We start from the raw sequence: 22,331 nt of genomic DNA, 5'->3' as shown, positions 1-22,331 counted from the left end.
GTCCCTCACCATGAGCAGCGCCGCGTTGCCGTTTCCCGATCGGATCGAGCTCACGGGAGCAGGTCTCGTTCTGCGCGACTGGACGGAAGCGGACCTGGTCGCGATGCCGGACCTGTTCGACCACACCGACATCGCCTACTGGACGCCGATCGTCTCGCCCTTCGACGACGCGGCCGCTCGCGCGCGACTGGCCCGGGACCGCCAGCTGCGCGCGGAGGGTACGGCGATCCTGCTGGCCATCACCGTGGACGGCCGTGCGCCGCTCGGTGAGGTGATGCTGCGGCGTTCCCCCGAGGGCACGGAACTCGGCTACGCGGTCGGCCCGGCGCACCGCGGTCAGGGGCTGGCCGCGCGGGCGGTCGAGGTGATGGCCGCGTACGCCTTCGAGCAGCTGGGCGCGGAGCAGGTGATTCTGGAACTGGAGGCCGAGAACGCCGCCAGTGTCGCCGTGGCCACCAGGACCGGCTTCAGCCTGCTCGATGTGCCGCTGATCGAGGGGGAGGAGAAGGGGCGGCCCTTCGCCCTGCAGACGTGGGGCTTGAACCGCCCCTGACTGGCGCGGCGCGACGGCGCCGATCAGTCCCCCGATGTACTAGCGCACTCGACCTGACGCCGCCGACCGGTCCCGCGATTCACCGCACTCGACCTGACGCCGCCGATCGGTTCCCCGATGCACCGCAGCCGATCTGACGCCGTCGGCGCCACGCGTCATGAGGCTCGTTCGCCGGCGAGCCGGGTGGAGCCGGGGGTGGTGTCGGCACGACGGAGGAGACCGGCCACCGACAGCTCGCCGGATCCGAAGAAGACCAGCAGGAGAAAGCCCCAGCAGAACAACACGGGCGACAGGCCGCCGTTCTGGAGCGGGAAGAGACCGTCCGGCTGGTGCTCGGTGAAGTAGGCGAACGCCATGATGCCCGAGCTGAGGAATGCCGCGCTGCGCGTCGCGAGACCGAGGAGGACCAGCGCACCGCAGACCAGCTCGATCACCCCGGCGTACCAGAACGGCCAGTCGCCCACCGGGCTGGCCCGCCTGTCCAGCACCCCGAAGACCGTGGCGGCGCCTTCGCTGGCGAACAACAAGCCCAGGACGATACGGAACAAGCCCAGAACGAGGGGCTGGTGGCTCGACAGACGGTCGCTCAGGCGCTCGGCGCTCATCGGGGCGTACTCCTTGATTCAGCAGCCGTGTCGTCGGGTGACGGTCACGGCAGGGAAGTCCTCTGCTCTTCCAAACGTGTCCGCACAGCCTACGGTTCAACAGAGTTTCCCGACGCGGTAATGAATCGCTAAAAGCGCGTCGAGGGACGGCTGAAGTCGTCGATGTGTCTCGGTTCATGTGCCGGAGCCGCCGTCTCCGTGGAGGCGGCGGCTCCTCAGCTCTGTACGGTCGACCGGTCATTCCGAGGCCGGGGATGTCATCAGCCGGTGTAGGCCTCGAGTTCCGAGAGCTGGCCGGCCGGCCAGCCGGTGTTCCCGGTGATGACGACGCGCAGGTACCGGGTGGAGGTGCCTGGCAGGGTGATGGTGGTGCTGTTGCCGCTCGACGGGTCGAACGTGTAGCCCGCCGACGCCTTGAGGGTGCTGTACGTCCCGTTGTCGGTGCTGCCCTGGATGCTCAGGGTCTGGGTACGGGTGGCCCATGCGGCCGGGGGAGGAAGCTTGAGCACGACACGCTTGACCGCCTTCGCGGCACCGAGGTCGACGGTGACCGACTGGGGGAAGGCGTTGTTCGCGCTCTCCCAGTAGGTGTCGGCGTTGCCGTCCACGGCGTTGGCGACACGGTAGACGTCGGTGTGGCTCGACTCCGTCACCGGCCGGCCCTTGGCGAGATTGAGGGTCGGGGGGTCGGTGGGCGGATCGGTCGGCGGGTCGGTGGGCGGGTCGGTGGGCGGTGGGGTACCGCCGTCGGGTACGCCGTTGTTGGTCCACTTGGGGTCGGGCCAGGTGCCGGTGCAGACCGGCGGGTCGGCGTACCAGCCGCTGTTGCCCGCGCCGCGGGTGATCTGGAAGCCGGAACCGATGCAGTTGTGGATCGGGTTGGACTGGCCGATGTTGGTGGCCGTGACGTTGGTGAACGACGCGGTGCCGGGTGCCTGGATCTGGAGCGCGTAGGTTCCGGCGCCGTCGATCCGTACGTTGTCGAAGTGCAGACCGCGCGTCGCGCCCTCGATGTTCATGATCGCCGCGTAGGAACTGTCGAGAATCTCGCTGTCGGAGATGTTGACGGTGGCGTCCAGCGGCTCGTTGAGACCGCTGAACCAGACCGCGCCGACTCCGAACTGCCAGTTGTAATCGCTGTTCCCTGTCCGGATGAGGGTGTTGCGGCTGGCGGTGGTGGTACCGGAGACGGCCGTGCCCATACCGGAGTTGACGCCGGGATAACGGTTGGCGATGTGCAGACCGCCGCCGTTGCTGATGGTGTCCGCCATGACGTTGTCGGAGAGGGTGATGTCCTTGCCGCCGTACGTCACGATGTTGTTCGCGAGGATCGGAAGGCTCACCGTGTTGAAGGTGAACTTGTTCTTGACGTTCGGGATGTTCTCCGCCCACATCGCCAGACCGTCGTCCCCGGTGTTGCGCACGAAGGTGTTGGTGACGGTGGAGTTGGTGACGCCCATGTGGAAGTTCACGCCGTCGGCGGTCTGATCCAGAATGCGGCTGTTCTTGATGGTGAAGTTGTTCATGGGCCCGTCCATCCAGGCCCCGCACTTGGTGTGCTGCATCCACACGTTGTCGACCGTGGAGTCGGACAACGCGCCGCCGATGGCGTTGACCTGGTCGTTGTCCTCACGTTCGCGGATGTCGCCGATGATGGCGAAGTCCTTGAGGACGACGTTCCTGCTGCCGCCCTGAGCGGCGTACTTCCCGTAGACGCCGACCGCCTTCGTCCGGTTCGACGGGTCACGGCCGGTCAGGACGCTGTACCAGGGGCCCGCTCCCGCCAGTGTGACCTGGTCCACGACGATGTGATCGCGCACATTGAAGGTGCCCTGCGGGATGTACACCACCCTGCCCTGCGCCCTGCCCGCGTCGACCGCGGCCTGGATCCTGGCGGTCGAGTCCGACGCTCCGGTCGGGTCCGCGCCGAAGTCGCCGACGACGTCCAGGGCGCCGGACGGTTTGGCGATCGGCGCGCCCACCTGCTCGAAGTCCGCGAGGTCGATGGTGAACGTCGGTGAGTCACTCGTGGACGACACCTGCAGGCGCACCTTGCTGCCGGCGGGCAGCGTGGAGCCGAACGTGGTGCGGGTCTCGTCGTAGAAGTGGTGCGGGTTGGTGTCCCCGGGGTTGTTGTTGAACGGGTATCCGCCGTAGTACCAGCCGTACTTGGAGGTCACCGGGACACTCTTGAGCTGGTTCCCGTTGACCTTCAGGTCGATGCGGGCGTCGCGGCCGGTGCCGGCGGAGTTGTCCGGCAGCGAATAGCGGAACGACATGGCGTTCGCCGGAGCGGTCAGCGTGAACTCGACGTACTCGCCCGCCGCGTCGAGTGTCACGGCCTGACGGCCGGAGGCCTCTGAGGCGAGATGGCCGTACAGACGGTCCGGCCCGATCAGGGCGCCGTTGGTGGAGGCGTACTCGGCCTCCTGTTCCTTGAACGGGACGGTGGCGCCCCGGCCTGGAATGCCCACGGGGGACGGGGCGGGCACCCCCGCCGCGGCGGCACTGGGAGCGGACAGCGCCACCGCGGCGACCGTGCCCGCGGCGACCATGGTCAGCGACATCGACGCCCATATGCAGCGTCGCAGGGATCTGCGTGGGTGATGGGGGGTCACAGGCACGTCCTTCGAGGCTCATGGGGGAGCGGACGCAAGAAGGCTAGAAGTGGCGGTAAGAGAAGTCCATGAGGGTGCGCAAAACTCTTATAGAAGGCTGCAAAATATCGATGCCACCGATCTTTGCCGGGGCGGGGTGGCCGGGGCGCGGCGGTGGAGGACCCCTCCGGAGCGCGACCCGGCCGGTGTCGACCGTGGCCCGAGTGGCGCGGTCGGTGTCGGCTGCGGCCTGAGCGGCGCGGCCGTTCGTCACCCGCGGCCCTTACGGTGTGCCGTCCTCCACGGCTGCCGGGTTCAGCGACGCCAGCAGTTTGAGCAGCAGTGTGTGCGCCTGCTCCTGCTCCCGGGGTGTCAGCGACTGAAGGGCTTCGGCATGGGTGACGGCCACGGCTTTCCCGGCCTCGTCCGCGAGGCGCCGGCCGGCCGCCGTGGCGTGCAGTCGATGCGTGCGTCGGTCGCTCGGGGTGGTCCGGCGCTCGAGCAGCCCTCGCTCGACCAGCCCGGTGACCGCGGTTCCCATGGACTGTGGAGTGATCGCGGCCCTGCGCGCGGCGGTCGCGCTGGAGACGCCCGGATCGAGGACGGCCTGGGTCAGGGCGCTGTTCTGGGCGAGGGTCAGCTGGAAGGGGCGCAGTGCGCGCTCGATCCGGGAGGCCATGATCTGGCCGATCTGCCAGGCGACATAGCCGGTGTGCCGGTCGGGATGGTTCACGTGGCGGACCTCATTTGTAAGGCAGCTTATTGTGCTGTACATATATTATCAGTTGCCTTCTATTCTAGGAACCGTTTCGATGTCCCAGAGAGTCGCCGGCCGAAGGCCTCACAAGCACGCCCTGGACGTGGCCCACCCGCCGCCTCGCCCCGGAACTCCGCGTGCCGTCCTGCTGCCCGTCGCGGTCGTCCTGCTGATCGGCGCGCTGTTCGTGAGCGTCTATCTCGCCGCCTTCCACGCCCCGCGCCCTCATGAGCTGCGCGTGGGCACGACCGAGATCGGCACGCAGCAGGAGCACCTGCGGGAGAGCCTCGCCCGTGCCATCCCGGACGGCTTCACCCTCGAGACCTATCCCGACGAGTCCGCCGCCCGGCAGGCTGTCCAGGACAGGTCCGTCTACGCGGCCTACCTGGGCAGGGGCAGACTGCTCTACGGCAGTGCCAACGGAGCCGCTGTCACCGCGACCGTGACCAACGCCTTCAGCCCCGTCGCCCACGCCGAGCACCATGGCCTCACCGTCGACGACGTGGCCCCGGCGGCAGCGGGTGACACCCGGGGGCTGTCGGTGTTCTACGCGGCGTTCGGCCTGGTGCTCGCCGGTTACCTCTTCGGCATGACGACCTATCAGATCGCGCCCCGGCTCCAGTACCGCTGGCGCATGGCCAGCCTCGCCCTGTTCGGCCTGATCGGCGGCCTTGTGGTCACCACCATCGCGGGGAGTGCGGGATTCGGTGCCCTGCCCGGGCCCTTCCTGCCCCTCGCCGTCGTCGTCGCGCTGATGGGCGCCGCGGTCGCCGCCACGACCATGGTGCTGCTGCGGCTGTTCGGCTCCGCGGGCGTCAGCCTCGCCTCGATACTCCTGCTGATCCTCGGCAACAGCAGCAGCGGCGGGATCATGCCGGCGGCCTTCCTTCCCGGCTGGCTGCGCCCGTTGTCCGAGATCCTGCCCGTCGGGGTGGGCGTCCGCGCCATGCAGGGGCTGTCCCGGTTCCAGGACGACGGCCTGTCCCGAGCCCTGGTGATCCTGCCGGCGTGGGTGCTCGGCGCCGCGCTCGTGCTCTACCTCAAGGACGTGTTCCGGCGCGAGGCGCCGGCCGGCGCGGTGCGGGAGGCCGAGGTGCGGGAGACCGAGGCGCAGCCTGCGATGAGCTGACGCCGGCACCGGGCGAGCGGTCGAGATCCGCTCGCCACGGTTCGTGGGAGGGCACCGCCGGCCGGATCGGTACCGCCGGGGCGCGCTCCGACCGCTCGGCCGACCGGTCTTGTTCACAGGGCGCGACGTGGCCGATGACGGCTGGCCGGGGCGCCGCGTGCGACGGCTCCCCGGCTCTCTTGTCAGCCCGCGGCGGCGGTGAGTGCTCCGAGGGCGCCGGCCTGGGTGCGCCAGTCGGCCTGGTTGGGGAGCGTGCCGGCCCAGCGTTCACCGAGGACGTTGAGAGAGGTGCGGTCCTGGGCCCACAGTGTGTCCGACTGCTTCTGGATGTAGCTCCGGTAGGTGCCGGAACCCGTGGCCTTCGCGAGGTCGGCGAAGTTCCGCATGAAGATGCCCTTGAACTGCTTCTGATTGTCGTCGCAGGAGGCCGAGCCCACGTCGCAGGATTCGGTGAGGACTCCGTCCCTGGTCAGCGCAGGGCTGCTGATGGCGGCGTCGGCCAGGGTCCGCGCGGTGGTCAGCAGCGAACCGTCCCCGGTCGCCCGCCACAGTTCGGTGAAGCCGCCGATGGCCAGTCCCTGGTTGTAACTCCACACGGTGCCGCCGTTGTTGGCACAGGAGGAGGACAGCCCGTCGTTCACCAGCCCGGCGGCATTGATCATCCCGCTGGACCGGTACCAGGCGGCGGCGGTCCTGGCCTGCTGAAGCCATGCCGTGTCGCCCGGGATGCGCTGGTGCAGCGCGGTGGTCAGCCAGAGGTACTGGCCGTTCGTCACCGCGTTCTTGTAGGTGCGTTCCCGGTCCCACCACACGCCACCTCCGCAGGTACCGGGATCCCAGTACTGCCGCACGTAGTCGGCGATGGTGACGGCCTCGGCGAGATAGCGCGAGTCGCCGGTGTAGTCGTACGCGTCGATCCAGGCGATGGCCCACCAGCCCGAGTCGTCGATGGAACGGCTGATGAAGTGGCCCTCGATCGCGTCCGAGCTGCGCACGCCGGCGGCGAAAACACCCTTGTTCTGTTCGTAGGTGCGCGCGACGGCCCAGTCGTAGTCGTGCGTGCCGGTGGTCCTGGCGAAGTCGACGAGGGCGGTGAGGGTGGCGGCGGAGTTCCACCAACTGCTGGGCCACCAGCCGTTGTAGGGGTCGTACGAGAACATGAGCGCGTCGGCCGCGGCGCGTGCCCTGGACGGCGCGGGCCTGGCCCACGCGGTGCAGCTGCCCTGCTGGTGGCCGGCCTCGCGACCGCAGGCGCGGACCGCACCGCCGTACAGGAGGCCGCGTGGATCGCGGGTGGCGTACAGGGTGGTACGGGTGCTGGTGGCGCCGGACGCGATACTGGTGCGGCCGAGGGAGGAGCCGTCCGGCCAGCTCGAACCGCCGTCCCAGGAACGGTCCAGCCAGATCTCGTCGCCGCCACCACCGGATTCGATGCTCGCCCAGGCCATGGAGTTCTTCTGGTCGACGTGCAACCGGATCGTGCGGCCGTAGAGAGTGGTGGACGGCACGGGCTGTTCGTCACCGGCCGCCTGGCCGGCGTCGGCGCGGTCGCAGAGTGTGTCGCAGACGGTGGGGTAGGTCCAGTTCGTGCAGCCGACGGCGGCGGCGTCGCCGCAGGCCCGCACCAGCCCGCGCCGGTGGTTGCGGGGATCGGTGATGTTGTACATCAGCGTCCTGGTGCCGGTCCAGGTTCCCGGGACGGACGCCTTGCCGAGCAACCCCTCCCAGGTGGCGCCGCCGTCCCAGGAGCGGTCCAGCCACACGGAGTCGCCGGTCACACCGTCGTCGATGCTGGCCCACGCCATGTCGTCCGCGTCGGAGACGTGCAGTTCGAGGCGGCGGCCGTTGAGGTTCTTGGCCGGTACCGGAAAGCTCTCCTGCCAGGCCAGCGAAGGGTCCCGTGTGTCACAGGCCAGGACGCACACCTGGGTGGCGGCGGCCGCGGGCGTCGCGGCCGGGACGAGTGCCGCGCACGCGAGGACGGCCGTCAGCAGGAAGCTGAGGAACCGCGGTCTGACAACGATGTCGGATCTGCGTGAGGGCACCGGGACTCGCCTCGATTCCGCGATGGGGGATACCGGTCGGCGGGCGTGGCCGGGACCGACGGCCCTTCGAGCGGGGCGGGAGCCGAGTCTGGTCCATACCTGCCTGCGACGCAGTGAACCGGTCTGGCGCGTCCCTGTCAAGACAGTCAACAGGCGTCTATCTCAGGGAAGTTGATGGTCACTGCTCCGCGCGGCGCGTCACGCGGGCAGTGCCCCGGCCGGGTGACCGTGCTCCCGGCCGCACGCGGTCAGCGCGAGGACCCCGTGGCCCGACATCCTGGCGTTCGGCCCCAGTGCTCCGGGATCGACCGACAGTCGCGCCGCGATGTCGGTGGCATAGCAGGTGTCGGGGATCCGGAGTTCCTCCTTCACTTGCTGGTAGCGCGCCCCGAACGCTTCGGAATCCGAGAAGTTCACGCCGTCGAAGGCGTCCTCGGGGAAGCCGTCCTGGTGCGGCAGCAGGTAGCCGGACTCGGCCGGGTGCGCGGGGCCCGCGTCGCCGTTCTCCTCGACGTCGTAGGCGTCGTAGTGGCGCAGCACCTCGCCGGCCTCGGCGATCGACCAGGCGGTCCAGCCGTCACCGCAGCTCATCCCGTACCACTGGGCGGCTCCGAACGTGCGGCTGAGTTCGGCGCAGCGCCCGCGTACGACGTCCGCCAGGGCTTTCTCGCTGTCGTCCGCGTCCTTGACGCGGTGCGTGTCCTGGGAGGTGTCGCCGAAGACCAGCGTCCAGCCGTCCAGTACCGGGCTGACGTAGACGCGTGCGCAGGTGTCGTGCGGGCGGGTCCGCCCCCAGTTGTGGTGGTCGTGGTTCCACGCCCCCTCGCCCGTGCGGAGCGTGACCGGCTCCGGGTCGGCCAGGTCGAACGCGTGCAGCACCGCCGCCTGATCGGTGCTCGCGACCGCGTACCAGGATCCGCACAGATGCATGCCGGCGGGCACCTCGGTCCGCCTCTTGATCCTGGTCAGCCGGCGCCACGCCGCCAGGTCCTTGCCGTCGAGCACGGCGGGTCCTCCCATCGCGGCGAGTGCCTCCAGAGCGCCCGCTCGGATCCTGGGTCCGGTCGCCGGCTCCCGCCGCAGACGCCGCAGTTCGGACGCGGCCCCGGCGCCGATGGCCTCGAATGTCCAGACCGCTCGCTGCCGGACCTCGGATTCCGGGTCTCCCAACAGCGGAATCAACCGGTCGACGAAGGTGACGGCGGCCTCGCCCAGGCTCTGGAAGGCGAAGAGGGCGTTGTTCCGGACGCGGGCGGCGGGGTGGTGCAGCAGCGGTACGTAGACCGCGTGATCGACCACTCGCAGTCGTCCCAGCGCCCAGCCGACCCTCCTCGCGATCTCGGGTGAGCCGGCCACCGCCGCGGCGTCCGCCAGGGGCAGGAGAGCGGGTTCCCCGATCCTGCACAGCACGTCCGCCGAGACGGTCCAGTCGACGGGCGACCGCTCGTCGCACAGGACGTCCAGCACCGGTTCGATGACGGCCGTACCCCGCTCCACTCCCTGTTCCACGAGGGCGTCGCGGGCCGGCCGGGTGTGTTCCCAGGATCCGGTGAGCGATTCGGTGAGCAGTCCTGTGTCCATGGCGGGCACCCTAACCGGGGGCACTGACAGTGGCATCGGCCTCCCCGACAGGGCGCCACTCCCCCTGCTGGGCGCCCCGGCCCACCCGTAGACTCGCCGTCCGGTCGACATCGTTCCGCGACGGTCTGCTGGTACGACGCGCAGGTCGATGGCGAGGGAGCGGCCCCGCCCGTGCCGCGGATTTCACGGGATGGCCCGCTGAGGCGGGACGGGTCCGTGCAGGCCCGCTCAGGCGGGACGGGTACGGGACGACCGCCGAGATGAGGATGGGCACATGGCGGCCCGCCGAGATGGGGATGGGCACATGGCGGCCCGCCCGCCGAGACGGAGATAGGTACATGACGGCGCACGCGAGCGCACCGGGCGGGCAGTCCTCGCACGACGGCCTGAGCTACGGCACTCCGAGCGGACAGTCCAGTCACAACGGCCCGAACTACCGCACTCCGAGCGGGCAGTCCAGTTCCAGTGGCCTGAGTTACGGCACTCCGGGTGCGACCCGCCCGGACATGGCCGACTGGGGCGACACCCCGGCGGGCTTCCGGCGGTTCGAACGGACCGTCGTGATCGGCCGGGGCGAGGACGCCTGGCGCACCGCGGCGGACGCCGTCATGCGCTGGGAGGTCAAGCGGCGCAGCGGCTTCACCGTCGCCTCCGAGGACCGAGGCTCCGTACGGGTGGTGGAGCAGGGGCGCTACAGCGTCACCGCGGGCCTGGGCCCCTTCGTCGTCCGGGAGCCCGTCGAAGTCGTGGCCGTCGTGGAGACCTCGGGCCGATGCGGCTTCGCGTACGGCACCCGACCCGGTCATCCGGTCAGCGGCGAGGAGGCCTTCGTGGTCCACCGGGACGACAGCGGCACCGTCTTCCTCACCCTCAGATCCCTCACCCGTGCCGCTCCCGCGGGCCTCTGGCGCCGGTCGTTCCCTCTTCTCCTTCTCGCTCAGCGGGGCGCCCGGCGACGGTACCTGCGCGCGCTGGTGTGACCCTGTGTCGGCGCCCGGCAGACCGGCCCGGTCGGCACCAGGCGGTCCGGGAATTCCCGATGGCGCACGCTCCGACGCACCAATGTTCATCCTTTGCATTGCTGACGGCCATACACTTCACGGCGCCCCAACACCCGCAGTGCGTGCACTGAGCGCTGCCCGCGACTTTCAGTATGAAAATGGAAAGAAGTCAGTCAGTGCCGCTCCGTCTTGACCCCGTCGTCCCCCCGTCACGTTCCATGGCACGACGCGGTGCCGTCGTTCTCGCCCTGGCCACAGCGCTCAGCATCGGCGCCGGGATGGCGACGACCGCCCAGGCGCTCACCCCCGAGAACCTGGTGTCGGCCCCCTACGGCGCGCCGCAGCCGGGCAGCCCCTCCCACGGCCTGATCCCCAGCATCCCCGGCCAGTCCATCGTCACGAATGAGAACCGCACGCCGATCGCGCCCGGTCTGAACCTGACCCGCTTCGACCGGTTCGGGACCGACGGGTGGGTGCGGGGCCAGGTGCTCGTCGCGGACCTCGCCGACGACCGGCTGAGCGTGGACTACATCTCCTCCGGCACGGTCACGGGCAAGTCCCGCGTCACCGAGCAGGCCAAGCGCACCGGAGCCGTCGCCGCGATCAACGGCGACTACTTCGACATGAACGACACCGAGGCCCCGGTGGGCGGCGCGGTGTCACGCAAGGACGGCCTCGTCAACTCACCCACCGAGGGCCGCGGTCAGACGGTGGCCATCGGGGCGGACGGCCTCGGCAGACTCGCCCAGGTCTTCCTGGAGGGCCAGGTGACGGTCGGCGGCGAGCGGAACCTGAAGCTGGCCAGCGTCAACTCTCCGGTTCTGGCGGCGGGCGGCATCGGCCTGTTCACCGACCAGTGGGGCCCGTCCCCGCGCACCAAGCCCGTCAGCGGCGCCGACCGGGTCGCCGAGGTGTGGCTGCGCGACGGCAAGGTCACCGCCGTACGCACCTCCGTCAGCAGTGATCCGATTCCGGCGGGCACCAGCGTGCTGCTCGGCCGGGAGGCGGGCGCCGACGCGCTGGCCGCGCTCGTGCCCGGGGAAGCCGTCGATGTCACCTACCGCCCGCGCGCCGACTTCGGCGATGTGGCGGTCGCCGTCGGCGGCGGCCAGGTGCTGGTCTCGGCCGGTGTGGTGCAGCGCTTCACCGACGGCGACACGGTCACCGCCACCTCCCGCACCAGCGTGGGCTTCTCCGCCGACGGACGCACCATGTACCTGGTCGCGATCGACGGCAAGCAGACCAACAGCCGTGGCATGGACCTCAACGAACTCGGCGCCTTCATGAAGGGCCTCGGTGCCACCAACGCCCTGAACATGGACGGCGGCGGTTCGACCACCATGGCCGCCCGCCTGCCGGGTGAGAACACGACCGGCCTGGTCAACAGCCCGTCCGACGGCTCGGAGCGGCAGGTGGCCAACGGGCTCGGGCTGTTCGCGGCCCCCGGCTCCGGCACCGTACGCGGTTTCCGCGTGCTGCCCGCCCTGTCGGCGAACGGTTCCGACAAGGTCTTCCCGGGCCTGCGCCGTACGGTGCGCGCCCTCGCCCACGACGAGACGTATGCGCCGCTGCCCAGCGGCCGCGTCCAGTGGCGCGACGAGGACGGCCGGGTGTCGGTCGACCCCGGCAAGGACGGCACGGCTGTCGTCACCGGCCGGCGCTCCGGCACCGCCCGCGTGGTGGCGTCGTCCGGCCACCGGGCCACCGGCACGGCCGAACTGACCGTCCTCGCACCCGCCGTGCGCATCGCCCCGAACAAGGGCCTGGTGGCCCTGGACGGCGTCGGTGGCGAAGCGCGCCTGACGGTGACCGGCTACGACGGCCTCGGCGACTCCGCCCCGATCGAGGCGTCCGACGTCAAGGTGACCGGCGGTGCGGGCGTGGTGTCGGTCCAGCCCACGGGTGACGCCACCTTCTCGGTGCGCGGCCTGGCCGATGGCGCCTCCACCACGCTGCACCTGACGGTCGGGAAGATGTCCACGGACGTCGCGGTCACCGTCGGCCTGGCCGAGAACTCCTTCGCGGACCTGTCCGACGCCGCGTCCTGGACGTCGGCGAACGACCGCGCCCCCGGCGGATCGGTCGCCCCGGCCCCCGGTCACGACGGCGCGCCCGGGCTCGCCCTGACGTACGACTTCACCAAGTCCACGGCCACCCGCGGTCAGTACGCCGTGCCGCCGCAGCAGATCCAGCTGACCGGCCAGCCCCAGGCCGTCACCATGTGGATCAACGGTGACGGCAACGGCGAGTGGCCTCGGCTGCAGTACCGCACCGGCTCCGGCGTGACCGCCAACCTCGACGGCCCCCTGATCACCTGGACCGGCTGGCGCAAGGTCGAGTTCCCGGTGCCCACGGGTACCGTCTACCCGCTGACCTTCCAGCGGGTGCGGCTGCTGGAGACCAGCGCCGCCCGCTCCTACACCGGCGCGGTCACGATCAGCGACCTGCGGGTCAAGGTCGCCCCCGACGTGCAGCTCCCCGTCCCGCCGAGGGTCGCCGACCCGGTCGTGGTGACGGACGGAACGGTCGACGGCCGTCCGCTGCGCGTCGCCGTGATGTCCGACGCCCAGTTCGTCGCCCGTGACCCCAACAGCCCGCTGGTGGAGGCGGCCCGCCGCACCCTCGCCGAGATTGCGAAGGCCAAGCCGGACCTGCTGGTCATCAACGGCGACTTCGTGGACGAGGGCGCGCCGGCCGACTTCACGCTCGCCCGCAAACTGCTCGACGAGTTCGACGACCGCACCGGTGGAAGCATCCCGTGGCACTACGTGCCCGGCAACCACGAGGTGATGGGTCCGGGGACCACCGTCAACTTCAAGGCCGAGTTCGGCGACACCACGTCGGTCTTCGACGCCAAGGGCACCCGCTTCATCACCCTCGACTCCTCCAGCGGCACCCTGCGCGGCGGCGGCTTCGCCCAGCTTCAGCTGCTGCACGACCAGCTCGCGGCGGCGGCGAAGGACCGGTCCGTCAGCGGTGTCGTGCTGTTCGAGCACCACCCCACCGAGGACCCGCTGGCGGACAAGGCCAGCCAGCTCGGCGACCGCAAGGAAGCCGCGCTGGTGGAGCAGTGGCTCGCCGACTTCCGGGCCGAGAGCCACAAGTCCGCCGCGTTCGTCGGCTCCCACGTCGGCGTCTTCAACGCCACTTCGATCGACGGTGTTCCGTACCTGGTCAACGGGAACTCCGGCAAGAACCCGGCCGGTACGCCCGACGACGGCGGCTTCACCGGCTGGACGATGCTGGGCATCGACCCGAAGGAGGGCCGCGTCACCGACCCGTTCGACGTCCCGTCCGACGGCTCGGAGATGTGGCTGCGGGCGGAAGTGCACGCGCGTGCCGACTCGGTGGCCCTCGACGCGCCGGGCACGCTCACGGTCGGCGACCGGGCGGAGGCGTCGGCGACGCTCACGCAGGACGGCACCCGTACGGTCCCGGTGGCCTGGCCGGTCAGCGCCGACTGGAGCGGGACCCGCGTCGACGTGGTGGGCGGCGATCGCGACCACGGTCACCACGACGGCACGCCGGTCGTCTCCTACGACCCCGCTACCGAAACGCTCACCGCGCGGCGGGCCGGCACCGCGGTCCTGCGGGTGACCGTCAACGGCGTGACCGCCGAGCGGACGATCACCGTGCGCCACCGCTGACCGTCCGTCAGCCGGGCAGGCAGCCTGCGGGCACCTGCCCGGTGACGCGGTGACGCGGTGACGCGGTGACGCGGTGACGCGGTGACGCGGTGACGCGGTGACGCGGTGACCCGGTGACCCGGTGACCCGGTGAGAGCCGGGCGCCGCGCCTGTGAGCGCGGCGCCCGGCTCGGGACCTCAGAGGGAACCGAGGTCCGAACTCACCCACCGACGGGGGCGCATGTGCAGCACGACCTGCTCCCCGTGCTCCGCCCAGGCGGTCTCCACGTAGCCCTCGACCTTCTCCGCCGGCAGATATCGGGCGGAGATCTCGGTCAGTTGCTCGCGGGTGGCCGGTTCGGTCGACACCACCGGCCCCTCGACCGAGACATAGCGGATCGTCGGCTCGAGCCGGTCGACCAGCAGGGTGAACCGCCCGGCGACGGCGATGAGCGCGCCCTTGCGGGAGTTCCGGCCCGTCATGATCCAGACATCGCCGCCGGGCTCGTACTGGTACCAGATGGGCACGCTCAGCGGGGCACGGTTGCCTTCCCCGTTCACCGAGAGGGCGGCGACGTGGGGTTCGGCGAGGAACTGTTCACGCTCTTCGAGGGACAGCGGCACGGCGAGGCTCCTTGAGTGCGGGGACCGACGGCTCAACGGTTGCACCGCCCGCCCTCGATTTCCCGTCGCCACGCATGGGGGCCGCGTCCTGCCCGCCCTCCACCGGGCCGGGCTGATCGCTCGCGCGGAGGGCAACGGGCAATCAAAAGGGAAAATAGTTTCCCCACCCGGGGTAAGAATTTCCTTTCCGGTGTGGCTAAGAGGCCCTGTCACGCGACCGGTTGCCCCGTCTGGAGGCTGCTGTTAGCATGATATATTGTGCAGTTTTCTGTATTGATTTATGCGGTAATGAATCGCGTATGGCTGCTTCGAAATCGCCTATGACTTTGCTGGAAGGCGGCGATTTCGGCTGTTCCCTTCGGGGCGGCCGGCACTCGGCCTTCGCGGCGCAGAGGAGCCGATCATGACCCTTGACAAGGTTCTTTCCGAACGCATCGGGTTCGGCACGGCCCCCATGGGCAACATGTTTCGTGCCGTCCCGGACGACGAAGCCTCCGCGACACTGAACGCGGCCTGGGATCAGGGCATTCGTTATTACGACTCCGCTCCGCTGTACGGCGCGGGCCTCGCCGAGATCCGCCTGGGTGAACTGCTCTCGCAAAAGCCCCGGGACGCATACGTGTTGTCCACCAAAGTGGGCCGCGTCATTCTCGACGAGATCGAGTCAGGTAGCCCCGATCTCGGTGAGAAGGGGGGTCTGTTCGCAGCCGGAAGGCCGAACAAGATTCTCCACGAATGGACCGCCGACGCCACGGAGCGTTCGATCGAGGGCAGCCTGCAGCGTCTGGGTGTGGACAGGCTGGACATCGTCTGGGTGCACGACGTGTCCCAGGACTTCTACGGCGACCTGTGGCTCGGCAAGTTCGAGGAAGCCCGGACCGGGGCGTTCCGGGTCCTTACCAGGCTGCGCGACGAGGGTGTGATCAAAGCCTGGGGTCTGGGCGTCAACCGCACCGAGCCCGTGGAACTCACCCTGGCGCTCGACGAACCGAAACCCGACGGGTTCCTGCTGGCCGGCCGGTACACCCTCCTCGATCATGAGCATGCGTTGCAGCGACTGCTTCCCATGGCGCAGGAACAAGGCGTCGGCATGGTGGTGGGCGGTCCCTACAGTTCTGGAATCCTCGCGGGCGGCTCCCACTTCGAGTACCAGGACGCGCCTCCGGAGATCGTCGAGCGGGTCGAGCGCATCAAGGCCGTGGCCGACCGGAACCAGGTCGCCATCAAGGCGGCCGCGTTGCAGTTCTCCCTCGCGCACCCTGTCAGTGCCGCGGTCATTCCCGGAGCGACCAGGCCCAGCCGCATCACGGAGGATCTTGCCGCACTCCACGAACAGGTACCGGAACAGTTCTGGCGGGAAATCCGCGAGGCGGGACTGGTGAGTCCCCTGGCCCCGCTTCCCGGCGGCGCCTGATCGCCTCGGATCTCCCTCGAAACGCAACCACCCGTCCCATCGCCCGACACACCAGGAGGCACGCCATGGCATCCACATCGGTGAGCCGGATCGTGCCGGCTCCGCCGGAACGCGTATGGCAGCTGATCGGGGGCTTCGATTCGCTGCCGGACTGGCTCCCCGACATTCCCTCCAGCACACTGGAGAACGGAGGGCGCCACAGAAGGCTGAACACCTCGGACGGAGCGACCGTCGTCGAGCGCCTGCTCGCGTTCAACGAAGCGGAGCGGCAGTACAGTTACGCGATCGTCGAGGCACCGTTTCCGGTGACCGACTACGTCTCCACCCTGCGGGTCCACGCCGTCTCGGACGATCCGGCCGTCAGCGAGGTCCAATGGTCGGGGCGATTCGTTCCCACGGACGGCGCCTCGGAGGCCGACGTCGTCGCCCTCTTCAACGGAATCTACAGCGACGGTCTCAAAGCTCTCGGCGCGGCAGTCGCCTGAGGGCCGCCGACCACTCGAATTCACCGGCCGTCGAGGTCACGTGCCCCCGCCGCCGCGACACGCGGTGAGGTAGCGCGTACAACGCGGAAGCCGGTGGGATGGACATGCTTCTCGCGATCGTCTTCGCCGTTCTGGCCGCCGGCAGCAACGCGCTGGGCACCGTGCTCCAGCGCCGGGCGGTGGTCCACGTGCCCGCTGCCCGCGCGCAGGGACTCCGTCTCGTCCGCGACCTGCTGCACAATCCGATCTGGCTGGGAGGGGTTCTGGGCACGGTGTTCGCCGCGCTCTTCCAGGCCCTGTCGCTGATGTCAGGGTCCCTGGCCACCGTGCAGCCGATCTTCATCCTGGAGCTTCCGCTGGCCCTCATGATCGGCAGTGCGGTCTTCCAGGTACGGGTGTCCCGGAGGGCTTGGGGCTGTGTCGTCTGCATCTTCGTCGGTCTGGCCGTCGCCCTCTTCTCGTCCGCCCCCAGCGGCGGGCGCTCCCAAGTTCCCGGGACCTGGTGGGCGCCGACGCTCGTCATCGTCATCGGAGTCGGAGCGGCCCTGGTCCTGGCCGGTGTGCGGCGTTCTCAGGGACCTGCGCGGGCCGCCTGCCTGGCCGCCGCGGCCGCCATCGGCAACGCTCTCACGGCCGCGCTGGTGAAGTCGTCCATGGACATCCTGTCGCGCAGGGGAGCGACCGGGTTCTTCCTGGCCTGGCAGACCTACGGTTTCGCCGTGGCCGGCTCGGTCTCCATCCTGCTGCTGGGCTACGCCATGCAGGGAGGACCGCTGATCGCGTCACAGCCCGCACTCACGCTGGGGGACGCCGTGGTGAGCTTCTGTCTCGGTGTGACGCTCTACGCCGAGACGCCACGCACGGGGCTGTGGCTCGTGCCGGCCCTCCTCGGTGCCGCCCTCGTGGGCTACGGCGTCTTCGGCCTGTCGCGCACCCAGTGCCTGGTCAAATGCGTCGCCCCCGAGAAGGACCGCGCCGAGCGGACCGGTCAGCCGGCCGCGGAATCCCTGTGACGCGGGCCTCCGCGGGGCGAGCGCCGACGTCACCGTCACGACGCGACGGAGGGTCCGGCGTGGGTCAGGCGGCCGGTCACCCGTCATGACGACGCGGTGTCATCAGGCGATGACGACCAGGCACCACGCCAGAGCGTCGCGCGCTTCAGCGTCCATACGGGAATGCGTGCGCCGATAGTCGGCGTTTGCAAGCATGAAGGTCCCGCAAGAGCATGAAGGTCCCGTAAGAACATCAAGTTCCCGCAAGAAGGAGACGGCGGCCGGGCGCATGATCGGCCGTTGGGCACCTGAGAACAGCAGGCCGCCTCTCGTACTACAGGAGACACGATTCGTGAGTACGCTCTTCGACCCCTACACCGTCCGATCGCTGACCATCCCCAACCGGATCTGGATGGCCGCCATGTGCCAGTACAGCGCCGCGCCGGCAGGGGAACGCGCGGGGGTGCCGAACGACTGGCACTTCGCCCACCTCGCCGCCCGGGCCACCGGTGGTACCGGCCTGATCATCACCGAGGCCACCGCGGTGAGCGCGGAGGGCCGCATCAGCCCGTATGACCTCGGCATCTGGAACGACGCGCAGGTGGAGGGGTTCCGCCGGATCACCGAGTTCCTGAAGTCCCAGGGCACCGTTCCGGGCATCCAGCTCGGCCACGCGGGCCGCAAGGCCTCGACCGAGCGGACCTGGGTCGACCGCGGCGCGCCCATCGCACCCGAGGCGCGGTACGGGTGGACGCCGGTCGCCCCGAGCGCGATCCCGATGCGGTCGGACGCGACGACGCCCGACGAACTGACGGTGCAACAGATCGCCGCCCTCGTGGAGGAGTTCGCGGACGGCGCCCGGCGCGCCCTGGCCGCCGGCTTCCAGGTGGTCGAGATCCACGGTGCGCACGGCTACCTGATCCACCAGTTCCTGTCGGCCCTGAGCAACCGACGCACCGACTCGTACGGTGGCTCCTTCGAGGGGCGTACCCGATTCGCCGTCGAGGTCGTCGAAGCGGTGCGCGCTGTCTGGCCGGAGGACCTGCCGGTGTTCTTCCGCGTCTCCGCCACCGACTGGCTTCAGGAGAACGGCGACGCCCGTGAGGGGTGGACCGCGGACGAGACGGTGCGTCTGGCGAAGGAGCTCCGCGCCCGGGGCGTCGATCTCTTCGACGTGTCGACCGGCGGCAACGTGATGGACGTGACGATCCCCGTGGCGCCGGACTATCAGCTGCCCTTCGCCGAGCGGGTCCGTCAGGAGGCCGACATGCCGGTGGCGACCGTCGGCCTGATCACCGAGCCGGCCCAGGCCCAGGCCGTCGTCACCTCGGGCAAGGCGGACGCGGTGCTGCTCGGCCGCGAGCTGCTGCGCAACCCGTACTGGGCACGCCACGCGGCCGAGGAACTCGGCGGGCAGGTCGCCACGCCGGACCAGTACCACCGCGCGTAGCGCGCGACAGCGGAGTGGGGAGCGCCCATGACGACTCCGGTCCCGACACCCCTCGGGGTGTCGGGACCGGAGTCGTGTGAGGCGGGATCAGGCGAGACGGTTGCCGTACGGGGTGGTGTAGTACGTGCCCAGTTCGTCCCGGTAGCCGGGGTCGCCGAGGTGCTTGTCCCGGTGGAACTCGGGGGCGTTCTTGATCTGCTCCTTGGTGAGGTCGACCAGGACCTTCCTGTCCTGCGGGTCGATGCTCACGACCGTGCTCGCCGGCAGCAGGACCTCCTTGCCGAAGATCCACACGCCGGTGTCGACGACCAGGTAGGCGTCACCGACCTCGTCGGAGTGCTTGTCGACCTTGCCGATGCTCCCGTCGGTCGCCTCGACCTTGAAGCCGGTCAGGTCCGTACCGGCCAGGTGGCCCGCGGTCGGCTGGTAGCTCCACACATGCTCAGTCACGCGAAAAACAACTCCTCCGGTATCTGAGGGGGCGGCAGAAGACGAATTCCCCGCCGGTCCCCCTGGGTTCGTACGCGCCAAGTCGTTGGTTGTACGTCGCTCATTGCGCGTCGATCGTCGTGCCTTGTGCCTTGTGCCTTGTGTGTCGTGCGTTGTGTGTCGTGCCTCGTGCGTGTCGCGGTCGTCGACGTCGAGGTGAGATCCCTCTTGTGCCTCGATGTCATCCCGACCGTTCTCGGGTACCCCCCACGTTTTCTCTACACCGGTTGTCGGGTAAATCAGGTCCACACACGGCGGCATTCATCGCGTGAACTGCGCTGACACCAACCGGAGAAACGCAGTTGCCGACCTCACACTCCTGGCCGCGTCGACTGTTTGCAGAGCGGGGGACGCCGGCGATGGACGCCGTCCGTCGGTACCGTCGTACGCCAGACGGCTCAATCCACCGCTCGGCGGCATGTGTCGCGGGCAGAGGATCACCATGGACAGCAACCCCGAGTCGGACCCGGAACACCAGGTGCCTGATGGTGTGGACGAGAAGACGGTGCGTGCCTTGGGCGCGCTCTCGAAGGCCCTGGAGACCACGGAGCGGGCGCGAGGCCACCTGTACGGATTCCATCAGTTGACCGGAACAGCGGACTTCGAGCTCGGCGACGCGGTCCGGCTACTGCGCGAGGCGGGCCACCACGATCAGGCCACCCGGGTCGAGCGCGAACTCGTCGGCCGGAACGTCATCCCGGGACACTGGACCTTCCAGATCATCGAGGCGTACAACTCCACCTACTACCGGCCCTTCGCCGCGATGGAGGGCGACATCGTCGACGCCCTGGCCGAGGGACGCGCGCACCTTCTGGAAGCACGCCTCAAGTCGATCCGCCGTACTCCCCACCACCCGGACCACACCGCGACGCCCCCCGTCGCTTGACACGAGCCCCGTACGCCCATGTGCGCGTCGTCCTGCCGTAGTTCACGTCCGGCAGGTCGGCCACCAGGGGCGGAGCCGCGCGTCGCCCATGTCAGACGAGTGGCGCCGACGTCCGCCGGTAGGCCACGTGCCCGCCGAGCGCCCCACTGACGGCGACCGCCGTCAGACCGCCCAACGACCACAGCCGCCCCTTCGCGGAGCGACCGCGCAGGCGTGCCGTGAGAGCCGCGGTGTAGCAGGCCACCACGGCCACGTTGGAGACCGCGTGGACCAGACCGACCCTGGCCCGCGCGGGCGGCAGGTCCGCCCAGTCCGCCCAGCCGGCGACGGCGGCCGGGGCCGCCCCGGCCAGTCCGACGGCGGTGAGCGTCGTCGCCGCGCGCTGCGCCCCCGGGACGACATCGAGCACCGTGGCCGACATCCAGCACCCGATCGGCACCTGCACCAGGACCGGATGAACCGGGTGCCCCAGCGGCCTGCCGCGCAGCAGATCACGCGTTCCGCCCAAGGGGAGTGAGCTGATGCCCCGCTGGAGAACCCTGATCACGGGGTCGGCGATCGTCGTCCGTTCCAGTCGGTCCAGGGTGGTCAGCCACCATGCCGAGGCAGTGTCGAGTGCCGCGCTCGGTCCGGCCGTCGTCGAGATACTGAGGGCATGTGAGTTCATACACGACGACTACCCGGCGCGGGACTCCCGTCCCAGGGAGGCTCCACCCGAACGGTGTGCCCCGCGCGGTGTGCCCGCGCGGGGCGACACTGTTTCCGAGCGCCGTGCCGAGCATGAGTGGCACGGGGATGGAAACTCGGGGGGCATGAAGCCCCTGTCAAGCCTGGGCCATGGCAGCGACCGCGAGCCCGCCGACGCCAAGGGCGACGCGGGTGTGGGCCCGAGCGAACTGGTGGAGAAGAGGGCGCCCGACCGGCCGACGGAGCTGCCCGCGCGCTCCTGGACGGCGGTGTTGCGCGGCACGGCCAAGGAGTTCCGGAACGACGAGCTGGCCGACCGTGCGGCGGCCCTGACCTACTACGGAGTCCTGGCGGTCTTCCCCGCCCTGCTGGTCCTGGTGTCCCTGCTGGGCCTGGCCGGCAGGACGACGACCGAGCGCGTCATGGACAGTCTCCAGCAGTTGGCTCCCGGCTCCGCCCGGAACGTGCTCAGCGACGCGGTCGAGCAGCTCCAGGGCCGCAGCGGCGTCGGGTCGCTGATGGCGCTCGTCGGTGTCGTGGTGGCGCTGTGGTCCGCCTCCGGATACGTGGCGGCGTTCATCCGCTCCGCGAACGCCGTCTACGACGTGCCCGAGGGCCGTCCGGCGTGGAAGGTGCTGCCGCTGCGCCTGGCGCTCACCGTCACGCTGATGGTCCTCGCCTGCGCCAGCGCGCTGATCGTCGTCTTCACCGGCGGTCTGGCGCGGCAGGCGGGCACTGTGCTGGGGATAGGCGACAGTGCCCTGACGGTCTGGTCGATCGCGAAATGGCCGGTCCTGGTGCTTCTCGTCACGATCATGATCGGGCTCCTGTACTGGGCCGCGCCGAACGCCAGGAGCCGCGGATTCAGATGGGTGACCCCCGGCAGTCTGCTGGCCCTGGTCATCTGGATGATCGCCTCGGGCGGCTTCGCGGTCTACGTCGCGAACTTCGCGTCCTACAACAAGACCTACGGCACCGTCGCGGGCGTGATCGTCTTCCTGGTCTGGCTGTGGATCACCAATCTGGCGATCCTCCTCGGCCTGGAGTTCGACGCGGAGCTGGCCCGCCGACGGGCGATCGCCGGAGGGCTGCCGGAGGACGCGGAACCCTATGTCCGGCCGCGCGACACCCGCGCGTGGAGCGACAGGGAACGCCGCCGCATGGAGCGGTGATCGTGCGGCGTCCGTGCGTGAGGTGGGTGGCAGGTCGATTGCTGGGTAGTCGCGCTGTGAGAACGGTGTGAGCATCGAGAGAGTCCAGGCACTGCCACGGACGGCAGGCCGCCGGGTGGTCCCCGCCGGGCACGGTGTCGCTTCGCGCTCGGCGCGTCACCCCTTTCGACTCTCAGCCCTCACCGGCCGTACCGGAGACGACCAACGGTCGACGGGCACGGTGGCAGCCATCGGGCGC

The 22,331-nt window shown here is 69.9% G+C and carries 18 protein-coding genes; 10 read left to right on the top strand and 8 right to left on the bottom strand.

Going from position 1 to position 22,331, the window contains the following annotated elements; all coding sequences use genetic code 11:
• Positions 1–10 precede the first annotated feature (10 nt).
• Complete coding sequence (locus ACWCQK_RS32550) at positions 11–553, top strand: GNAT family N-acetyltransferase (protein WP_451161160.1); 543 nt, start codon at positions 11–13, stop codon at positions 551–553.
• A 155-nt stretch (positions 554–708) separates the two neighbouring features.
• Here ACWCQK_RS32550 and ACWCQK_RS32545 read toward each other — a convergent pair whose 3' ends face one another.
• The 3 genes from ACWCQK_RS32545 to ACWCQK_RS32535 form a co-directional block, all read right to left on the bottom strand.
• A complete protein-coding gene (locus ACWCQK_RS32545) occupies positions 709–1,158 on the bottom strand; it encodes a DoxX family protein (RefSeq protein ID WP_451161158.1) in 450 nt (149 codons plus the stop codon).
• Between the two features lie 260 nt (positions 1,159–1,418).
• Positions 1,419–3,725 carry a galactose-binding domain-containing protein gene (locus tag ACWCQK_RS32540; RefSeq protein ID WP_451161156.1) on the bottom strand — a complete coding sequence of 769 codons (2,307 nt, stop codon included), beginning with the start codon at positions 3,723–3,725 and terminating at the stop codon, positions 1,419–1,421.
• A gap of 313 nt (positions 3,726–4,038) precedes the next feature.
• The gene (locus ACWCQK_RS32535; RefSeq protein ID WP_451161154.1) at positions 4,039–4,488 is read right to left on the bottom strand and encodes a MarR family winged helix-turn-helix transcriptional regulator; all 450 of its coding nucleotides are present in this window, start codon (positions 4,486–4,488) and stop codon (positions 4,039–4,041) included.
• Between the two features lie 79 nt (positions 4,489–4,567).
• On the opposite strand from ACWCQK_RS32535, the gene ACWCQK_RS32530 reads away from it, so the two are divergent.
• Positions 4,568–5,641, top strand: coding sequence for an ABC transporter permease (locus ACWCQK_RS32530; RefSeq protein ID WP_451161152.1), 1,074 nt, complete (start codon positions 4,568–4,570; stop codon positions 5,639–5,641).
• A gap of 182 nt (positions 5,642–5,823) precedes the next feature.
• Here ACWCQK_RS32530 and ACWCQK_RS32525 read toward each other — a convergent pair whose 3' ends face one another.
• A complete protein-coding gene (locus ACWCQK_RS32525) occupies positions 5,824–7,446 on the bottom strand; it encodes a glycoside hydrolase family 76 protein (protein WP_451161172.1) in 1,623 nt (540 codons plus the stop codon).
• A 438-nt stretch (positions 7,447–7,884) separates the two neighbouring features.
• Entirely contained in the window at positions 7,885–9,267 is a 1,383-nt protein-coding gene (locus tag ACWCQK_RS32520) for a HEAT repeat domain-containing protein (protein ID WP_451161150.1), read from the bottom strand.
• A 338-nt stretch (positions 9,268–9,605) separates the two neighbouring features.
• Between ACWCQK_RS32520 and ACWCQK_RS32515 the strand changes: the two genes are divergently transcribed.
• A complete protein-coding gene (locus ACWCQK_RS32515; protein ID WP_451161148.1) occupies positions 9,606–10,247 on the top strand; it encodes a DUF1990 family protein in 642 nt (213 codons plus the stop codon).
• A gap of 239 nt (positions 10,248–10,486) precedes the next feature.
• Positions 10,487–13,915, top strand: coding sequence for a phosphodiester glycosidase family protein (locus ACWCQK_RS32510; RefSeq protein WP_451161146.1), 3,429 nt, complete (start codon positions 10,487–10,489; stop codon positions 13,913–13,915).
• Positions 13,916–14,092: 177 nt separating this feature from the next.
• Here the strand turns inward: ACWCQK_RS32510 and ACWCQK_RS32505 are convergent, their stop codons facing one another.
• Positions 14,093–14,518 carry a pyridoxamine 5'-phosphate oxidase family protein gene (locus ACWCQK_RS32505; RefSeq protein WP_451161144.1) on the bottom strand — a complete coding sequence of 142 codons (426 nt, stop codon included), beginning with the start codon at positions 14,516–14,518 and terminating at the stop codon, positions 14,093–14,095.
• 403 nt (positions 14,519–14,921) lie between these two features.
• On the opposite strand from ACWCQK_RS32505, the gene ACWCQK_RS32500 reads away from it, so the two are divergent.
• From ACWCQK_RS32500 to ACWCQK_RS32485, 4 genes are all read left to right on the top strand, one after another.
• On the top strand, positions 14,922–15,932 hold the full coding sequence (locus ACWCQK_RS32500; RefSeq protein WP_451161142.1) for an aldo/keto reductase: 1,011 nt from the start codon (positions 14,922–14,924) through the stop codon (positions 15,930–15,932).
• A 65-nt stretch (positions 15,933–15,997) separates the two neighbouring features.
• The gene (locus ACWCQK_RS32495) at positions 15,998–16,417 is read left to right on the top strand and encodes an SRPBCC family protein (protein ID WP_451161140.1); all 420 of its coding nucleotides are present in this window, start codon (positions 15,998–16,000) and stop codon (positions 16,415–16,417) included.
• 98 nt (positions 16,418–16,515) lie between these two features.
• Positions 16,516–17,430 carry a DMT family transporter gene (locus ACWCQK_RS32490; RefSeq protein WP_451161138.1) on the top strand — a complete coding sequence of 305 codons (915 nt, stop codon included), beginning with the start codon at positions 16,516–16,518 and terminating at the stop codon, positions 17,428–17,430.
• A gap of 331 nt (positions 17,431–17,761) precedes the next feature.
• Entirely contained in the window at positions 17,762–18,859 is a 1,098-nt protein-coding gene (locus ACWCQK_RS32485) for an NADH:flavin oxidoreductase/NADH oxidase (protein WP_451161136.1), read from the top strand.
• Between the two features lie 87 nt (positions 18,860–18,946).
• Here ACWCQK_RS32485 and ACWCQK_RS32480 read toward each other — a convergent pair whose 3' ends face one another.
• Positions 18,947–19,309 (bottom strand): PRC-barrel domain-containing protein, encoded by a 363-nt coding sequence (locus ACWCQK_RS32480; protein ID WP_451161134.1) that lies wholly within the window; start codon positions 19,307–19,309, stop codon positions 18,947–18,949.
• 481 nt (positions 19,310–19,790) lie between these two features.
• On the opposite strand from ACWCQK_RS32480, the gene ACWCQK_RS32475 reads away from it, so the two are divergent.
• Entirely contained in the window at positions 19,791–20,234 is a 444-nt protein-coding gene (locus ACWCQK_RS32475; RefSeq protein WP_451161133.1) for a hypothetical protein, read from the top strand.
• 91 nt (positions 20,235–20,325) lie between these two features.
• Here the strand turns inward: ACWCQK_RS32475 and ACWCQK_RS32470 are convergent, their stop codons facing one another.
• Entirely contained in the window at positions 20,326–20,901 is a 576-nt protein-coding gene (locus ACWCQK_RS32470) for a DUF2231 domain-containing protein (protein WP_451161131.1), read from the bottom strand.
• A gap of 145 nt (positions 20,902–21,046) precedes the next feature.
• Here ACWCQK_RS32470 and ACWCQK_RS32465 point away from each other — a divergent pair, with 145 nt between their 5' ends.
• Positions 21,047–22,093 carry a YihY/virulence factor BrkB family protein gene (locus ACWCQK_RS32465; protein WP_451161129.1) on the top strand — a complete coding sequence of 349 codons (1,047 nt, stop codon included), beginning with the start codon at positions 21,047–21,049 and terminating at the stop codon, positions 22,091–22,093.
• The last annotated feature ends 238 nt before the right edge of the window (positions 22,094–22,331 follow it).

The organism is Streptomyces sp. NPDC002306 (genome assembly GCF_053593435.1).
This window is presented reverse-complemented; position numbering and strand designations above follow the sequence as displayed.